We start from the raw sequence: 16,779 nt of genomic DNA, 5'->3' as shown, positions 1-16,779 counted from the left end.
TTATAAATAAACAGAACAAGAAGACCGGGCACAAGCCTTGGTCTTCTTGTTCGTATATGGAGAAGGGAATCCCAAACATTCACGATAATCTGAAAGCCGTGCTAAAAAAGCTGCAGTGAGTCAATTGGAAAATGGAAAAAGCTATTCCTTGGTATTGGAATAGCTTTTTTTCGTTTAAGCTTGGTTGCGCAGCAGCTTCTTATCGAGTACAAATGTACCGAAGGGAAGGAAGGCAGCTATAAACGCGGCAGCAACCTTAATGATGGACCAACGATGTGTGATCCATACATGCAAAACGGCTAGTAAATAAAGGACAAATAATAGCCCGTGCAAGCCGCCGACAACGGTTACAACCTGTGGAATATCCGCCCAATATTTGAGCGGCATCGCGATAAGGAGCAGCACAAGAAAGGATATCCCTTCATAGAATCCGACTACGCGCAGTCGGCCTAATGCGGTTTTAAACATCTGATTACCTCCATCTAATGGTCATTCTAACGCGGCACTAAACCAGTCCACAGTAATTCTACGATTTCGGCCGCTGCTTGTTCCACTGTTTTTTTGTTATTAATAATTTCTTTGCGATTTCGTACGGTCAGCATGGCTGTAAAGACATGAGCAAGCAGCAGCGGATCGCTTTGAACGATTTCGCCTTCATCCATGGCTTTTTTAAACACAGAGCTGACTAACTCGTGTATGGCGCTCTCACTGGTTCGAATACTCGCAATTTGCTCCTCGGATAAGCCAGTGGAGGCTTCGCGCATCATCGTTTCGAACTCTACATGCGCATTGTTCATATGACGCTCTGCGACCTGCAGCAATCGTTCCTTGAGCGATCCCTCGTTATGGACAAGCATAGCGGTTTGATCATGTGCCATTTTCAGTACAAACTGAAGACATTCCGTAAACAAGATGCTTTTATTATTAAAATAATAATAAACGCTGGCTTTCGTAATTCCGCAAGCTTGAGCAACACCCTCCAAGGATACTTTCTCAAACCCTTGATCCATAAATAGATAAGCAGCGGTGCGCAATATTTGCTGCATTGTCTGAATTGAACCTGTGCCTTTAGGGCGGCCTGGCTTGCGTTTTATTTGCTCATCGCTCATGGCCATGACCTCCATTCATAAAATTGTAATATATATCGATTGATTAATTAACCTTCGGGTATATATAATTAATTAACCACTTGTTTTAATTTTAAACTAAAACAGGTTATATGTGAAATGGAGGATTTAAAATATGATTGAAAAATTTGCCGGATTGATCGCAGGGCCCCGTACGCGATGGGTAACGTTAATCGCTTGGATTATACTCGCTGCACTTCTTAGTGTGTTTCTTCCTGCTGTAGGCGAGAAAGAACAGAGTAATGCTCCTAATCTTAAATCGGACAGCCCGTCAGTACTTGCAGATCAGCTCATTAAAGAAAAATTTCCCAGTTCATCAGGTATACCGGCTCTAGTCGTCTGGCATCGCGAGGGAGGTTTGACGGATGACGATTACAGCCTCATTCAGAAAACAACTCAGCATGTTATAGAAAATCCGTTGGAAGCGCAGGGCGAGGTTATCCCGCTCCATCAGATGCCGTTGCCTGCTTTGAAGGCATTTGCTTCAAAGGATGGTACAACACTTGTGCAGCCGATTTCATTCGGTGAACAGACAGAAACTGAAATTTTGAAAGAAAATATCGAAGAAATAGAAACGGTGATCAGCGACGCTTCGGGTAAGAAACCTCTTGAGACAGCTGTCGACGATCCATCAGAGCTAAGCGTGCGCGTGAGCGGTCCGGCGGGCATTTCCGTTGATGCTACTGATTTGTTCAAAGGAGCGGATGTATCGCTTCTTATCGCAACGGTGCTAATCGTTCTTGTACTGCTGCTGCTCATTTACCGTTCGCCTATTCTCGCTATAATCCCGCTTGTCGGCGTCGGCTTCGCGTATGCGGTTACGAGCCCATTACTGGGCTGGATGGCAGGCGAGGGCTGGATAACAGTAGATGCGCAGGCGATTTCCATTATGACGGTGCTTTTGTTCGGCGCGGGCACGGATTATTGTTTGTTTTTCATCTCGCATTTCCGTCAGGAGCTAACACGCGAGAGCGACAAATTAATTGCGCTGAAGCGTTCCTTCAAGGACGCATCGGGAGCCATTGCGATGAGCGGGTTTACGGTGGTGCTTTCTTTACTGGCCCTGCTGGCAGCACAATATGGCGCTTACGATCGTTTTGCCGTACCTTTTAGCTTGTCCATACTCATTATGGGTATTGCAAGCTTAACATTGGTACCTGCTTTGCTTGCCATCATTGGCAGAGCCTCGTTCTTCCCGTTTATCCCGCGCACGGAATTTATGGAGCAGGCACGCGCAGGGAAAAAAGGGAAAATCTATCTTAAGCCTAATCCAGAGAAAAAGCTGGGTTCCAAAATTGGCAGCCTGGTAATTGCGAAACCTTGGATGGTGGTCATTACATCCGTATTGATCCTTGGTATTTTAGCAAGCTTCTCGAGCCAGATTAAATTCACTTATGATCTGTTATCTTCTTTTCCGGAAGACATGCCCTCAAGAGAAGGGTTCGAAGTCATCTCCAAGACGTATACGCCAGGCGATTTGGCCCCGATTACTGTCGTTGCCCAAACCGACGGTGCGGCTTCTGATTTGGCAGAAAAGCTGGCCGCCGTGCCGCTTGTTGATCATGTTCTAGAACCAAAGCAAAGCGTGGATGATCCGAATTTGCTTTCATATTCCGTTATCCTGAACACGAACCCCTACTCTCAAGAAGCGATGGACACGATCCCGCTGCTTCAAGAAGCGGCAGTTGAGGCGCTCGAAGGTGCGAAGGTAACGGATGCTGTACAAAAGGTTTGGATTGGCGGACAGACGGCAGCACAGTACGATTCTAAAGCGCTGACCGATCGCGATAACCTAGTCATTATTCCATTAGTTATTGGTCTCATCATGGTATTGCTGCTTGCTTACCTAAGATCGATAACAGCAACGCTTTACTTGATTGGTACCGTATTGCTTTCTTATGCAGCGGCGCTTGGCTTAGGCTGGATTATTCTGCATTACTTTATGGCCGTTGACGCCATACAAGGAGCAATTCCGCTTTATTCGTTTGTTTTCCTGATTGCGTTAGGAGAAGATTATAATATTTTCATGATCTCAAGCATTTGGCAAAAACGCAAAACGATGCCATTTAAGCAGGCGATAAAAGAGGGGGTAAGTGAAACAGGCGGTGTCATCACTTCAGCAGGTCTTATTCTTGCAGCTACTTTCGCCGTGCTTGCGTCACTTCCGATCCAAGTGCTCGTCCAATTCGGATTAATAACAGCGATTGGCGTTCTAATGGATACCTTCATTGTCCGTCCATTCTTAGTTCCTGCGATCACGACATTGCTTGGTAAAAAAGCTTTCTGGCCTGCAAAAGCCGAGTTCGTGGAAGAGGCTAAGCAGACTTTAAAAGGGTAAGAAAAGAAAGGCAGTTTCTAACGAAGCTTCGGCTTCGTTGGCAACTGCCTTTTATATTTCCATCCGTGCAACATTTTCCCATATATAAACGTATTATTTTAAAGGCTCAAAAGCCTATTATAGAGAGAATTCGGGGGATTATGAATGGCTAACAAGAAGATTTGGATGTGCATCGCTTTAATTTTCGTATTGAGCACGACTGGCCTTTTTTCATTCCCTACGGCTGCAAATGCATGTATATGCGTAAAATCGGATGCTGTACTAGAGAGCAAAAGCAGCAGCGATGCCGTATTTGAAGGAACGGCAACATCGGTAAAGGCATCTTCGCTTTCCGTATTCCGTTCGGGCGGTAAAACGATCAAAGCAAGCTTTCAAGTGAACGAAGTATGGAAGGGCCACGTAGCGCCATCCATTGAAGTGCTGACCGCTGATGCGGAAGATAGCTGCGGTTTTGCCTTTAAAGAAGGTGAGCGCTACTTGGTGTATGCGACAGCAACCGGAAAATCGCTAGAAGCAAGCTGCAGTGCAACGGTTCTGCTCAGTGAAGCGGGCGAGCATATTGAGCTGCTGGGAAGCGGTTCATTGCCTCCGCAGCCTGATCGTGTTGAGCATGACGTTAAGGATTCAAATTTAGGTTTGTTCTTCCTTTCTATAGGAGCGGCTGCGGCTATGGCAATTATGATTCTCTTTTTCCACAAACGAAAACAGATTAAATCAAGAACATAGCAACAATCGTAGTTACACATAGTCCAATGAACACAGGCTTCAAGTTACGGCGAGCGAGTTCAAAGGGATCAACGCCACAGATGGCAGCAGCAGGAATAAGCGCCCAAGGAATAATCGTGCCGCCGCCAACCCATATTGCTGCTACTTGGCCGAGAGCCGTTAAAGTGGAAATGCCGGAGCCGATAGCATGGCCGAACAGCTGTGCGATCGAGCCAGCTAATGAAATGCCTGAGAAGCCGGAGCCGTCTAAGCCAGTCACAGCGCCTACAAGCGTCAACGTAATAGAGCCTACGACGCCATTCACAGGAACGACATGCGCAAGTGCAATACCTAGATCGTTAACGATTCCATGCGATGCATCAGGAAGTTTTTCGCCGAACATCGCAAGGAATCCAGAGTCGCCCAAATAGAAAAAAGCGGCTATAGGGATAACGGGACCAAAAACCTTAAAACCAAATAGAAAGCCTTCTATTAAATAACTCGTTGTTTTCTCGAAGCCTTTGCCGCGATGTGTAAGCATCGTTATAAACAGCATAATAATAATGGCTGTTCCGCCGATAAGCGCAGTAGCATCCCCGCCTTGAAGATCCAGGATGAACATAGCTACGACATCTAAAGCGAACAGGATAGGTATAATAGCAGCTAACCAACGCTTCGTGCGCAGAGAAAGCGCATTACGGTCAGCTACCGCGCTAAGATCGGAGTCTGGAGTAGTCTCTGCCGCCGAGACCACAAGCCCATCCCGCCATTTGCCTGATTTCTGATCTCTTCGCATCATCCAATAGGCGGCAACCGTCGTCACAACTCCCATGACAATGACTAAAGGTATGCTGGCCTCCATGACAGAACTGACCGGAATGCCTGCGGCATCCGCTGTGAGCTTAGGCGCGCCTTGAATGATATAGTCACCTGATAAGGCAATGCCATGACCAAACAAGTTCATTGCAACCGCGGCTCCAAGAGCTGGCAAACCGACGCGCAATGCAACCGGCAGCAAAACGGCACCGATGAGAGCGACCGCCGGCGAAGGCCAGAAAAACCATGAAGTGACCATCATGATCAAGCCGATTCCCCAGAAGGCTAGTGCAGGCGTTCTTAAAAACCGGGTGAACGGCGAAATCATAATTTCGTTTATTCCGGTTCKGATGAGAATGCGACTCATGGCCACGATAATGGATATAATTAAAATCGTTCCCAGTAATTCTTTTATAGCGAAAATAAAGCTGTTAAAAATTCCGCTTACTGAACCGCTGGCTGAAGTGGTTGCAAGTATACCGATGCCTAATATGCCCGCAATACAGATTAACGTCGTATCGCGGCGCATCAGCATGAAACCGATAATAGCGATGATGAAGCCCAAATAAACCCAATGCAGAGCCGTTAATTGAATGTCCATCCCGATCATCTCCTTGTGAGATACACGAAACCAGCATTTGCTGAACTCGTATAGTAATGTATGCATGATCAAAGATAGGCGTTCATCTCGGGTTCGGGACGATTTTAACTAGGAGGGATTTTATGATAAAGCGAAGTATAACGATGTTAATGCTCTCTATAATGCTTCTGACAGCAGGCTGTGGTATGATTGAAGAAGTAGGTCAAACGGTAAATTTTGCAACGGAAACGACGAATTACCTGCAAACGCTGACGGACTTCGGACAAGATATGAATACACTTGCGGCACAAGCTGTGAATGATCTTGATGCAAGAACTAATCTGAAAGAGCAGCTCGTTGCGCTGAAGGAACAGGTCATTCATTATGAAGGTCTGCAGGTGCCTGATTATGCCAAGGAGCTCCATCAATCGATTGCAGAATATAATGCGTCGCTGCAAAAGGGGATTGATCAAGCTCTCACCAATATCGAGCAGGGAAGAGCTGTATTCGAATCAACGGGAATTCCGGATACGATCATCAAAATCAATGAGCTGCTCAACCAAATTAATCAACTGACACCGTAACGAACGAACAGGAAGGAAGAATGAAAGTGATTAACATCAACGTATTGGAAGCATCGATGACTTATTCAAAGGAAGACGGTTATGTTGGCAAGGTGCATTTCGGGGTAGAAGGCCACGTGAATGAGTACGAAATAGCTCTTCACAGCAAGAAAGGAAAAGAATGGGGCTACGGCTTGTTTTTCTTGCATGAATCAGGTAAGGAAGAGCAATTGCTAGCGCTTGAGGATCTATTGGAAGAAGATGATGAGCTGTTTGATTTTCTTGTCGATACGGCAAAGGAAAAGCTTGAAAAACCAGAATAGCCGTTTCATTAAAAAGACCATGCGATCACACATGAAAGTGTGTATGCATGGGCTTTTTTTTGATTAATGGCTGCCTGATGACGTTAAACCTAAATTGCGAATGATCAATTTGCTTTCTTCATTAAGTCCAATGAACGATACCTGTTTGTTCAATTGCTCGTATTTGCTTTTCACCTTCGCGATCGCGGTTACGGCTGATTGATCCCACACATGCGAGCTGCTGAAGTCCAGTGTGATATGCTTAGGATCATTTTGGTAATCGAATAAGGAGACGAAACGGCTGGTTGTACCGAAGAACAACTGACCCGTTACTTTATAGGTTCGTGTCTTGGAATTGTTTGCAGCAGCAGAAACGCGTATTTTTGCCATTTTGCCGACGAATACAAAGGCACTAAGCACAACGCCTGCAAAAACTCCTTTCGACAGATCATGTGTAATTAATACAATAATTACGGTAACGATCATAATGACCGCATCGGTTCGCGGTACCTTGTGGATTTGGAAAACGGACTTCCAATCGAAAGTACTGATCGAGACCATGATCATGACACCTACTAAGGCAGCCATCGGAATTTTATTAACAACATCACTAAGTGCCATAATTAGAAAAAATAAAAAGGCGCCTGCCACTAGTGTTGAAAGTCTTGTACGTCCTCCGGATTTGGTGTTGATAACCGATTGACCAATCAATGCGCAGCCGGCCATACCGCCGAAAAAGCCGGTCGCCATGTTAGCTATGCCTTGACCGCGAACTTCTTTATTTTTATTACTGCCTGTATCGGTCATTTCATCAAGCACCGATGCAGTCAAAAGCGACTCTAATATGCCTACAATAGATAATGAGAAGGAATAAGGCAAAATGATCCATAGCGTCTTAAACGAGAATAGGATATCCGGAATGTGGAACATAGGCAGCGTGCTTTCCACTAGACCTCTATCGCCAACGGTTTTGAGATCCGCTCCAATGGCTACTGCGATGATGGAAACGATAATGATCGCGGCAAGAGGTGAAGGTATGATCTTGGTGAACTTTGGCAGCGTGTAGATGATAACTAATGTCAAAGCAACTAACGCATACATAATCCAGCTCGCGCCTACAAAATGAACAAGCTGAGTAGTGAAGATTAAAATGCCCAGCGCGTTGACAAAGCCGAGCATGACGGACTGTGGCACAAATGAAATGAGCTGTCCTAGCTTTAGAACCCCCATTATATATTGCAAAAGTCCTGCCAAAATTGTCGCTGCAAACAAATATTCGATGCCATGGTCCTTGACAAGCGAAACCATTAACAAAGCCATAGCACCCGTCGCTGCTGAGATCATGCCGGGTCTACCGCCGACAATAGAAATAATGACTGCGATGCAGAATGAGGCATATAAGCCAACCATCGGTCCGACTCCTACCATTAACGAGAAGGAAATGGATTCTGGAATGAGAGCTAAAGCTACCGTAATCCCTGCCAGAATATCGCCTCGTACATTCGAAAACCATGATTTTTTTAGTTTTTCAAGCAAAGCAAAGAAACCTCCCTTAAAATAATTGAAACGCGAAGATGGTTTGGAGCAGATGTATCTCCTAGATGACTTTTCACTCTCAGAAAAGTCGGGGCCGATGCACACTGAGCGTAATTATACATCAAAAGATGAACGATAATCATGTTATGAAACTTCGTTTAAGCGCTTACATCGATGAAATGCTATTCATTTCACTTGGATTCTTTATTTTCGATAAATAGTTGTTGACATACAAAAGAACCATCGCCCGTTAGCGATGGTTCTTTTGTTGGTAAATATTCTACATCGGCCGCTCAACCTGATTCTTTTGTTGTCTGCCTTTCACAAATCGATAAACAATAAAGCTTAAAACAACAGCGGCCAGCGCATAAACGATCCAAATGCCGTATTTGTAAATATGATCTGAGAGAGCTTGCACCTGATCCCCTACGAATGAACCGATAATAAAGTAGATCAGGGTCCAGACAAAGGCGGAAGGATAGGCAAAGAGCGCAAATCGTTTGTAATTCATCCGATTCATCCCCATCACATAGGGGGTTACATGCCTTAGAAAGGGAAGGCAAAGGCTAAGACTAATGGCATAGCCGCCATAACGTTCGCTAAGCTGTTCGGATTTGGTTACAAACTTGCTTATGTTTTTTTTGCTGCTAAACCAGTTGGATAATTTGCTGCCAGCAAACCTTCCGATGCTGTATCCGAATGTCATTGCAGAACAGATGCCGAGGCAAGTCATGATAAATGCAGGTAATGGCAATAAAACGCCTGATTCCGCTAAAGCGCCGCCGGTCATCACGACTGCTTCGTTGGGAATAGGTAATCCGATTAACCCGAGACATAAGACAAGAAATAAGGCAAAATATCCGATTTCTTCGATTATATTTAATAATAAATCATACATTACGCAACATCCTAACCTTCCAAAAATTAGAATTCATATTAAATCACTTCAAATATGTTAACATATCCGCATCCGAAAGGATACCATACATACGTACATCGTGACGAAAGGATTCAAATTTAACCATTTCGTAACTAATTACATAAACGGAGCAGATACAATAGGGAATAGGTTTGATGTGTATGAAGGGGCGGCTATTCTCATGTTTGATTTCGGGCAAAAGGTGTTGGCGTTAAGGCGATATGAATCGCTAAGTTATACATTATGCGTGACGCTGTTAATAGATGAACAAGCAGCAAGCAAAGCGGCGGAGCATGTTCTATGCCAACTATTCACTGATCAGGCTTTTTGGAAATTGTCAGAGACCGAACGGCAGCCTTATCTCTTGCGGCTTTGTACCAGGGTCTGCTTACAATGGAAGATGGATGCTGTTCCAAGAACATCTTAATCGGAATAAAAAGTTGATATTTCGCGCTTACAGCGATCATAATAGAATAGGTCATCTTCGGTTTTAATCTGGCACTATTTGCAAGATACTGTAAGGAGGAAAAATGAACGCGAATCAAACTCGGAAGAAAGTAACGATCGCCTTGTTCGTTGCCACATTTTTGGCTGCCATCGAGGGTACGATCGTCAGCACGGCAATGCCCAGCATCACGGGTGAGCTTCAAGGCATACAGCAATACAGCTGGATTATTTCGATTTACTTGCTGGCAACGGTCATAACAACGCCGGTGTACGGTAAGCTGTCCGATTTGTATGGACGCAAAACAATGTTTATCATTGGAGCGTTAATTTTTCTTGCCGGCTCGATGCTATCGGGCGTGGCTCAAACGATGAACCAGTTAATATGGTTTCGGGCACTTCAAGGCTTAGGCGCAGGGGCTCTAACGACTATACCCTATACGATTATCGGGGATTTGTATTCTTTTGAGAAGCGAGCTAAAGTGCAGGGCTGGATGTCAAGCATTTGGGGAATAGCTGGTATCTCCGGTCCTCTGTTTGGCGGATTATTAGTGGACTATATATCCTGGCGGGCTATATTTTATATGAACCTTCCGTTTGGTATCGTAGCTATTTATTTATTATCTACTTCACTTCGGGAAGCATTGGAGAAGAAAAAAAGACATATCGATTTTCCGGGTATTATCACCTTTACGATCGCGATGTTCTGCTTCTTATATGCCATGACGCTCATTCGTAACGAGGAAGGAAGCGGTACGGGCGCTATCGGATTGATTGGCGTGCTACTTGCCATTTCCATTGTTTTTTTCATCCTGTTTGCCCGAATCGAAAAACGGTCGCCTGAGCCGATTATTCCATTTCAGCTTTTCCGGAATAAAATCATCAGAATGGCCAATATTGACAGTTTTTTATTATGCGTTATAAATGTCGTCGTTATCTTTTATCTGCCGCTATGGATTCAAGGTGTATATGGCAAGCCGGCTACTTATTCAGGTCTCGCCATGATTCCGCTTTCGATTGCCTGGCCGTTAGGCTCGATATTAGCCGGAAATTGGATATCCAAAAAAGGTCTGCGCTACATCTCTGTTGCAGGGTCATGTTTCCTGCTAGCAAGCAGCATTGGATTTTCTTTCATGATAGCTGACACCTCGATTGTTTTATTTATCGCATATACGTTTATGGCAGGTTTGTCCTTTGGATTGTCGCTGACCTCATTAACCGTTGCCGTTTCTTCATCTGTTGAATGGGAGCTGCGCGGTTCGGCTGTTGCCAGCAATAATTTCATTCGTACACTGGGTCAAACGATTGGAATAACGATATTTGGCTTGCTGCTGCAAACAGGAAGTGCAGATCGGATTGAACCAACCGTTCTTGCTGGAAGCTTACATACGATTTTCATCTGGGTTGCCGTTTTATCGGTATTTGTCGTCATTGTTTCTCTAAGGATGCCAAAGCTTAAACAAGTCGTACAGCAGCAAAGAAACGCTTCTTAGAAAGGTCGATTTAGCCTATGAATTCCATTGATCTGGACTCTTACTGCAAACAGTTTACCGATAAAAAAATCAAATCGGTCATTGTGCTAAAAGGAACAGACCTGCTTGGGGAATGGTTTGACAGCGGAAAGGATTCAATCGGTCCGCTTTATTCCTGTACGAAGAGCATTTTATCCGCTTTGATTGGCATCGCAATTGATAAACAGCTGATTACAAGCGTTGATCAACCAATTTCCGATTTTCTGGAGCATCCACCGGAGATCAGCGATTCGCTCGGAAAGATCACAATCGAGCATCTGCTGACGATGACGCCGGGCTTTGATTGGCCGGACTTTGACAAGCCCTATAAGGCTTTTAAAGCGGCGGAAGATCCTGTTCAATTTGTGTTTAAGCAGCCGCTTATCTCTGATCCAGGAATGGCTTTCGCCTATAACTCAGGCGGGTCGCATTTATTATCGGTCATACTCACGAGAGCAACAGGGAGGTCGGCGCTTTCTTTTGCAAAGGATCATTTGTTTGGTCCTCTTGGTTTTCAGGGGGCTCGCTGGATGGAACGTGCAGGCGTAAACGAAGGCGGCACCGGCCTTTATCTGTACGGAAAAGATCTCGCTAAGATCGGGAGCCTATTTGTTCAAAATGGCCGCTGTGAAGATCGTCAGCTTCTTTCGACTGGGTGGGTAGAGGAATCAACAAGGCTGCATCATCGCGGGTTGTTGCAATATGAGCCGCCGATTTATGGCGGCTACGGCTACCATTGGTGGCATTCACCCGAGAGCCACAACGGGCAGTGCGATTGTTATTTTGCTTTTGGCCATGGCGGTCAATATTTGCTTGCAGCTCCCCAGCATGAGCTTGTCATTGTCGTTCGAAAACAAATAACGAAACGAAACGATGCCATTTGGTCGAGGCGTCTTATCTTCGAGCATATTATTCCTGCTTGTCTGGGAAAAAAACAGCCAGCGATGAACTGCACCCCATTTGTTAGACACGACTAACAAAGGAGGTGCAGTTTTTTTGCCTAAATTCAGTTTAGATGAGAAATTGGAGGCCATCCATCGGTATCAGAATGGTGCTGAAGGAGTCAAAAGCATTGCGAAATCATTAGGGATAAATCATGAAGTTTTACGTATGTGGATTAGGCAATACGAATATCACGGCATAGAAGCTTTTGAAAAGAGCTATACAACTTACACCATGCCATTTAAACTAGACGTACTCAACTATATGAACGAGAATGGGACGTCACCAAATGAAGCTGCTGTCATTTTCAATATATCCTCTCCTGGGATCATTAGAAAATGGCGCAGTCAATTCAATGAACATGGAATGGACGCCCTGAAATCAAAGAAAAAGGGGCGTCCACTCATGACAGATAAGAACGAAAACATTACGAAGAAACAAGTACCTGCCAAGGGCTCAGTTGAAGCTCTACAAGCTGAATTAGAACGTTTGCGTATGGAAAATGCCTACTTAAAAAAGTTGAATGCCTTAGTTCAAAACAAGGAAAAATCACCAAACAAGACAAAGCGCAAGTAGTCTATGAATTAAGGCTTCAATTCCCGGTGGTTGCATTGCTAGCGTTCGCTGACGTCCCACGTAGTACCTTTTATTACTGGGTAAAGCAATTTGACAAGCCCGATCTAGACGCAGACCTGAAACTCCTTATAACATCCATATACGAGGAACATCAGGGACGTTATGGCTATCGTCGTATCCGTGATGAACTATTTAATCGGGGACACCGAGTTAATCATAAAAAAGTGCAGCGTATCATGAAAGAATTAGGCTTGAAATCAGTGGTGCGTATGAAGAAATATCGTTCCAATAAAGGAACAGTAGGCAAAATTGCGCCTAACGCACTGGATCGTAATTTTCAAGCAGATAGGCCAAATGAGAAGTGGGTTACCGATATTACGGAATTTAAGTTGTTTGGTGAGAAGCTGTATTTATCACCTGTTCTGGACTTGTTTAACGGTGAAATTATAACCTATACAATAGGGACTCGTCCTACCTATTCATTAGTCTCTGAGATGCTAAATAAGGCTTTAAAACGCTTATCCGACGAGGATGAACTCCTCCTGCATTCGGATCAAGGCTGGCACTATCAGATGAAGCAGTATCAACATGCATTGAAGAAACAAGGAATTACCCAAAGCATGTCGCGCAAAGGAAACTGTTACGATAACGCAGTAATGGAAAACTTCTTTGGCATTATGAAGTCAGAGTTTCTTTATCTTAATGAGTTTGAAAGTGTAGATCACTTCAAGCAAGAACTAGCACGATACATTGATTACTATAATCACAAACGCATCAAGTCAAAATTAAAAGGCATGAGCCCGGTACAATACCGAACTCATGCCCAACAGGTTGCATAAAAATATTGTCTAACTTTAAGGGGTCACTTCACGAATGACTGAGATTCGTTGGCTGTTTTTATGTTTTATAGCAAAAAACGCGTTATATATATGTCAGGTACGTGCGAGAAGTAAACCTGAAGTATATAAATATTTTGTATACTGTATTGCCTAACCATCGATTCTGCATTATGATGTTAGATAATCTTACATATTGCAAGTGTTCTTCAGTTTTACCTTGCTCTTTGGCAAAATGATGGGGAATCCGTAATTATAATAGACAGAATATTACGATCATTTGCTTTTTGATTACAACAAGGAAATATAGCGTGCATATCGACTGTGTTGAATATGTTATTCAGAAGCGGCAATAGAGGCTTGAGGAGGGTTAATATGACAACCATACTAATTCAGAACGCCGTCGTGATGACAATGAATGAGCAGGACCTTATTTTCACTGGCGATGTATTAATAGAAGGAAACCGGATAACCCAAATGGGAGAAAGGCTGGAAGTGAGCTCAGCGGATCGCATACTGGATGCTGGCGGTAAGGTGCTGCTTCCCGGATTCGTTCAGACGCATATTCATCTTTGTCAAACGCTATTCCGCGGCAGAGCGGATGATCTTTCATTGATTGAATGGCTTAAAGAGAAGATTTGGCCGCTTGAAGCTGCTCACAGCGAGGATTCCGTTTATTACTCCGCCATGCTGGGAATCGGGGAGTTGATTCGAAGCGGTACGACGACCATTTTGGACATGGAAACCGTGCATCACACGGAATCGGCTTTCCAAGCCATTAAAGAAAGCGGGATTCGGGCACTTTCAGGCAAGGTCATGATGGATCACGGTTCGGAGGTACCGCTTGCCTTGCAGGAGAATACGCAAAAATCGCTTCAAGACAGCGTGGATTTGTTGGAGAAATGGCATGGCGCGGAAAATGGAAGAATTCACTATGCCTTTTGTCCAAGGTTCGTTGTTTCCTGTACGGAAGAGCTGCTGATTGGCGTTCGTGATCTCTCTGCGAAGTACGGTGTTATGGTGCATACGCATGCATCGGAAAATGTAGGCGAAATCGCAATGGTAGAAGCAGAACGCGGCATGCGGAATGTAGTTTATTTGGATCATATTGGGTTGGCTAAACCTAATTTGATACTGGCACATAGTATATGGTTGGATGATGAAGAGAAAAGAATCATCCGGGAGAGAGGCGTTAAGGTGACCCACTGCCCGGGTTCTAATATGAAGCTTGCTTCAGGCATAGCGGAGATCCCGCTCCTGCTGGAACAAGGCATTGATGTCGGAATCGGTGCGGATGGCGCGCCATGCAATAATAATTTAGATATGTTCCAGGAGATGCGTCTAACCGCTTATATGCAAAAGGTGAAACATGGACCTACGATTATGAACGCTAAAACGGTGCTTCGGATGGCGACGATGGGTGGGGCCAAGGTACTTGGGCTAGAGATGGAAATTGGCAGCATCGAGCCAGGGAAGCTGGCGGATTTACAGCTTCTTGATTTAGAGGATTTTCATGTGTATCCGTCCTTTGACGCGGATTGGTATTCGAGAGTTGTTTATGCGGCAACGAGAGGCGATGTGGATACGGTATTGATCGATGGTCAAATTGTGATGGAGAACAAGCTGGTGCGAACGGTTGACAAAAAGATTGTTCTAAAAGAAGCGGATCATGCATTGCGAAGATTAATCGAACGTTTATAGGAATGGGATTCGTTCAAAGCGTTGGATTCAACCCTTATATGGGCTGATGCCTAGGGAGGAATAACGAATGGATATGCATGAGATATTGGAATGGATAGAGGGCGGCAATGATCAAAGCGTAATTGCGACGATCCTCTGCGTTGAGGGGCATTCCTATCGCAAAGCAGGTGCGTCGATGCTGTTTACGGCGAGCGGTATACAAATTGGTTCGGTTAGCCCGGGCTGCTTGGAGCATGATTTGCAAGAAAGGGCGATAAGGGTAAGGGAGTCGGGCCGATTTGAATGCATGACCTATAACTTGAATGCAGATGAGGATGTGATTTGGGGAGAGGCAATAGGCTGCGGCGGTGAGCTTCGGATATTGCTGGAGCCCGTTGAGGACCGGCTGCGAGAGCTGCTGCTCGAAGCAAAAAGACGGAACGAAACGGGAGAGTCGGTTAGGCTTGCGCGCATCTGGGATGAAAAAGAAATCAAATATTCGCTTCATGCCGAATCGGAAAGTCATTTCGCCATTGCCTATTTGGATAAGAAGGATGATGTCCCTAATCAGCTTTCCGTCATGATAAGCCCAAGACCAAGGCTGATTTTATTCGGTGCGGGCAAGGATGCAGAGGCGATCTACGCGCTCGTAAAACAAATCGGATTTCGAGTGGTAATGACGGATTGGCGGCCGGCTTTATGTACAAAGGAGCGTTTTCCTGAGGCGGAATGCGTTATAGGTACGCCTGAACAAATCGCGGAGCAGCTTCAGTTTCGTTCTACTGATTATTTAATCGTCTGCAGCCACAATTTGCAGCGGGATAAGGATATGATTCGGCTGGCACTGCCGATTCCGCTTGTTTATCTCGGAATATTAGGCTCAAAAAAACGGATTCGCATGCTGTTTGAGACATTTTTAATTCCATCAAATGTTAGGGCGCCGATCGGACTGTCTATTGGTGCGGACGGCCCTTATGAAATTGCGGTTAGCATTGCTGCCGAATTGATTGCTATTCGCGCAGGACGTCAAGCGGGTCAGCGAAAGGGGAGAGGGAGAGATGCTTATTTCAGCCCTTTATTTGGCAGCGGGACAGAGCAAACGCATGGGGACGCGAAAGCAGTCGCTCGAATTAGCGACGGGCCAGCCGCTCGCAAGTCTGGGACTGCGTGCTCTATTAACCAGCCCTCTTAATAGCATAAAGGTGGTCGTGAGTACGGAGGATTCACTAGAGTGGATCGCTGCAGCAGAAGGGATAGCGGATTTCGCCATTTCTTCTGCAAGCCCATCGTTATCGATTGTTTCATGCGCAGAATCAACCATGGGCATGTCCCATTCGATTAGACAAGGCGTTCACGCCATCATAAGCGATGAGCCGGCTACCGATGCCATATTGGTCACTTTGGCAGATCAGCCGTTTATTTGTGCTGAAATGATTGCAGAGCTGATCCGTTACTGGATTGAGAGGCCTGAGCTGGATTTTGTTGCGACAGCAATCCATGACACAGAGGAAAAAGAAATCGCATTAACGCCTCCTGCTGTTTTATCAAGGTCCATGTTCGCTGCTTTGCTAGGCTTACAGGGTGATGCTGGAGCTCGTAAACTATTTCATTCGCCACAATTCAAAGGGTATGGTTTAGTGGCTGCAGATGAGCAGGCTTTATTTGATGTGGATACGCCTGCTGATTTGGAGTGGGCCAAAAAACACTTTTTAGACACTGAATTCCTGTGCTAGATCAATCTAATGTGAATATATATAACATAAATGACAGTTCATTTGTGCGATTCGCACAAAAACAAGTATATTCTTATGGCTTAAAAAATTAATGTTATATATATTGACATATAGTTAACGTCGTCCTATATTGAAATTACGTTGTTGGTTTTTTACTCCAAAACTAGCGAA

The 16,779-nt window shown here is 44.8% G+C and carries 15 protein-coding genes; 10 read left to right on the top strand and 5 right to left on the bottom strand.

All coding sequences use genetic code 11. The annotated features are described in order from the left end of the window. Positions 1–174 precede the first annotated feature (174 nt). Positions 175–468, bottom strand: a complete 294-nt coding sequence (locus tag AC1DLI_RS28815; protein WP_477608309.1) for a DUF3817 domain-containing protein — start codon at positions 466–468, stop codon at positions 175–177. A gap of 26 nt (positions 469–494) precedes the next feature. Further along, positions 495–1,109 (bottom strand): TetR/AcrR family transcriptional regulator, encoded by a 615-nt coding sequence (locus AC1DLI_RS28810; protein WP_477608307.1) that lies wholly within the window; start codon positions 1,107–1,109, stop codon positions 495–497. 133 nt (positions 1,110–1,242) lie between these two features. On the opposite strand from AC1DLI_RS28810, the gene AC1DLI_RS28805 reads away from it, so the two are divergent. Further along, entirely contained in the window at positions 1,243–3,465 is a 2,223-nt protein-coding gene (locus AC1DLI_RS28805) for an MMPL family transporter (RefSeq protein WP_477608305.1), read from the top strand. Positions 3,466–3,609: 144 nt separating this feature from the next. After that, a complete protein-coding gene (locus AC1DLI_RS28800) occupies positions 3,610–4,191 on the top strand; it encodes a hypothetical protein (protein WP_477608303.1) in 582 nt (193 codons plus the stop codon). Here the strand turns inward: AC1DLI_RS28800 and AC1DLI_RS28795 are convergent. Then, a complete protein-coding gene (locus tag AC1DLI_RS28795) occupies positions 4,175–5,587 on the bottom strand; it encodes a hypothetical protein (protein ID WP_477608301.1) in 1,413 nt (470 codons plus the stop codon). The two genes, AC1DLI_RS28800 and AC1DLI_RS28795, sit on opposite strands and share 17 nt — an antisense overlap. Positions 5,588–5,709: 122 nt before the next feature. Here AC1DLI_RS28795 and AC1DLI_RS28790 point away from each other — a divergent pair, with 122 nt between their 5' ends. Then, a complete protein-coding gene (locus AC1DLI_RS28790) occupies positions 5,710–6,150 on the top strand; it encodes a DUF6376 family protein (RefSeq protein ID WP_477608299.1) in 441 nt (146 codons plus the stop codon). A gap of 20 nt (positions 6,151–6,170) precedes the next feature. Next, on the top strand, positions 6,171–6,452 hold the full coding sequence (locus AC1DLI_RS28785) for a hypothetical protein (RefSeq protein ID WP_477608297.1): 282 nt from the start codon (positions 6,171–6,173) through the stop codon (positions 6,450–6,452). A 63-nt stretch (positions 6,453–6,515) separates the two neighbouring features. On the opposite strand, the gene AC1DLI_RS28780 is transcribed toward AC1DLI_RS28785, so the two are convergent. Beyond that, positions 6,516–7,967 (bottom strand): SulP family inorganic anion transporter, encoded by a 1,452-nt coding sequence (locus AC1DLI_RS28780; RefSeq protein ID WP_477608295.1) that lies wholly within the window; start codon positions 7,965–7,967, stop codon positions 6,516–6,518. A 280-nt stretch (positions 7,968–8,247) separates the two neighbouring features. Next, complete coding sequence (locus AC1DLI_RS28775; RefSeq protein ID WP_477608293.1) at positions 8,248–8,865, bottom strand: DedA family protein; 618 nt, start codon at positions 8,863–8,865, stop codon at positions 8,248–8,250. Between the two features lie 551 nt (positions 8,866–9,416). Between AC1DLI_RS28775 and AC1DLI_RS28770 the strand changes: the two genes are divergently transcribed. From AC1DLI_RS28770 to AC1DLI_RS28745, 6 genes are all read left to right on the top strand, one after another. After that, entirely contained in the window at positions 9,417–10,823 is a 1,407-nt protein-coding gene (locus tag AC1DLI_RS28770) for an MDR family MFS transporter (protein WP_477608291.1), read from the top strand. Positions 10,824–10,840: 17 nt separating this feature from the next. Beyond that, positions 10,841–11,818 (top strand): serine hydrolase domain-containing protein, encoded by a 978-nt coding sequence (locus AC1DLI_RS28765; RefSeq protein WP_477608289.1) that lies wholly within the window; start codon positions 10,841–10,843, stop codon positions 11,816–11,818. 19 nt (positions 11,819–11,837) lie between these two features. Then, positions 11,838–13,198, top strand: a protein-coding gene (locus tag AC1DLI_RS28760) for an IS3 family transposase (RefSeq protein WP_477608287.1) whose coding sequence is annotated in 2 segments (ribosomal slippage) — positions 11,838–12,294 and positions 12,294–13,198 — 1,362 coding nt in all. Because the reading frame shifts where the segments join, the coding sequence is not laid out codon by codon here. A gap of 372 nt (positions 13,199–13,570) precedes the next feature. Next, positions 13,571–14,896, top strand: coding sequence for a 5'-deoxyadenosine deaminase (locus tag AC1DLI_RS28755; protein ID WP_477608285.1), 1,326 nt, complete (start codon positions 13,571–13,573; stop codon positions 14,894–14,896). A 67-nt stretch (positions 14,897–14,963) separates the two neighbouring features. Beyond that, positions 14,964–16,067, top strand: coding sequence for an XdhC family protein (locus AC1DLI_RS28750; RefSeq protein WP_477608283.1), 1,104 nt, complete (start codon positions 14,964–14,966; stop codon positions 16,065–16,067). Next, the gene (locus AC1DLI_RS28745; RefSeq protein ID WP_477608281.1) at positions 15,979–16,608 is read left to right on the top strand and encodes a nucleotidyltransferase family protein; all 630 of its coding nucleotides are present in this window, start codon (positions 15,979–15,981) and stop codon (positions 16,606–16,608) included. Before AC1DLI_RS28750 ends, AC1DLI_RS28745 begins: the two co-directional genes overlap by 89 nt. Positions 16,609–16,779: the final 171 nt, after the last annotated feature.

This window comes from Paenibacillus sp. 01T443 (assembly GCF_056398325.1).
This window is presented reverse-complemented; position numbering and strand designations above follow the sequence as displayed.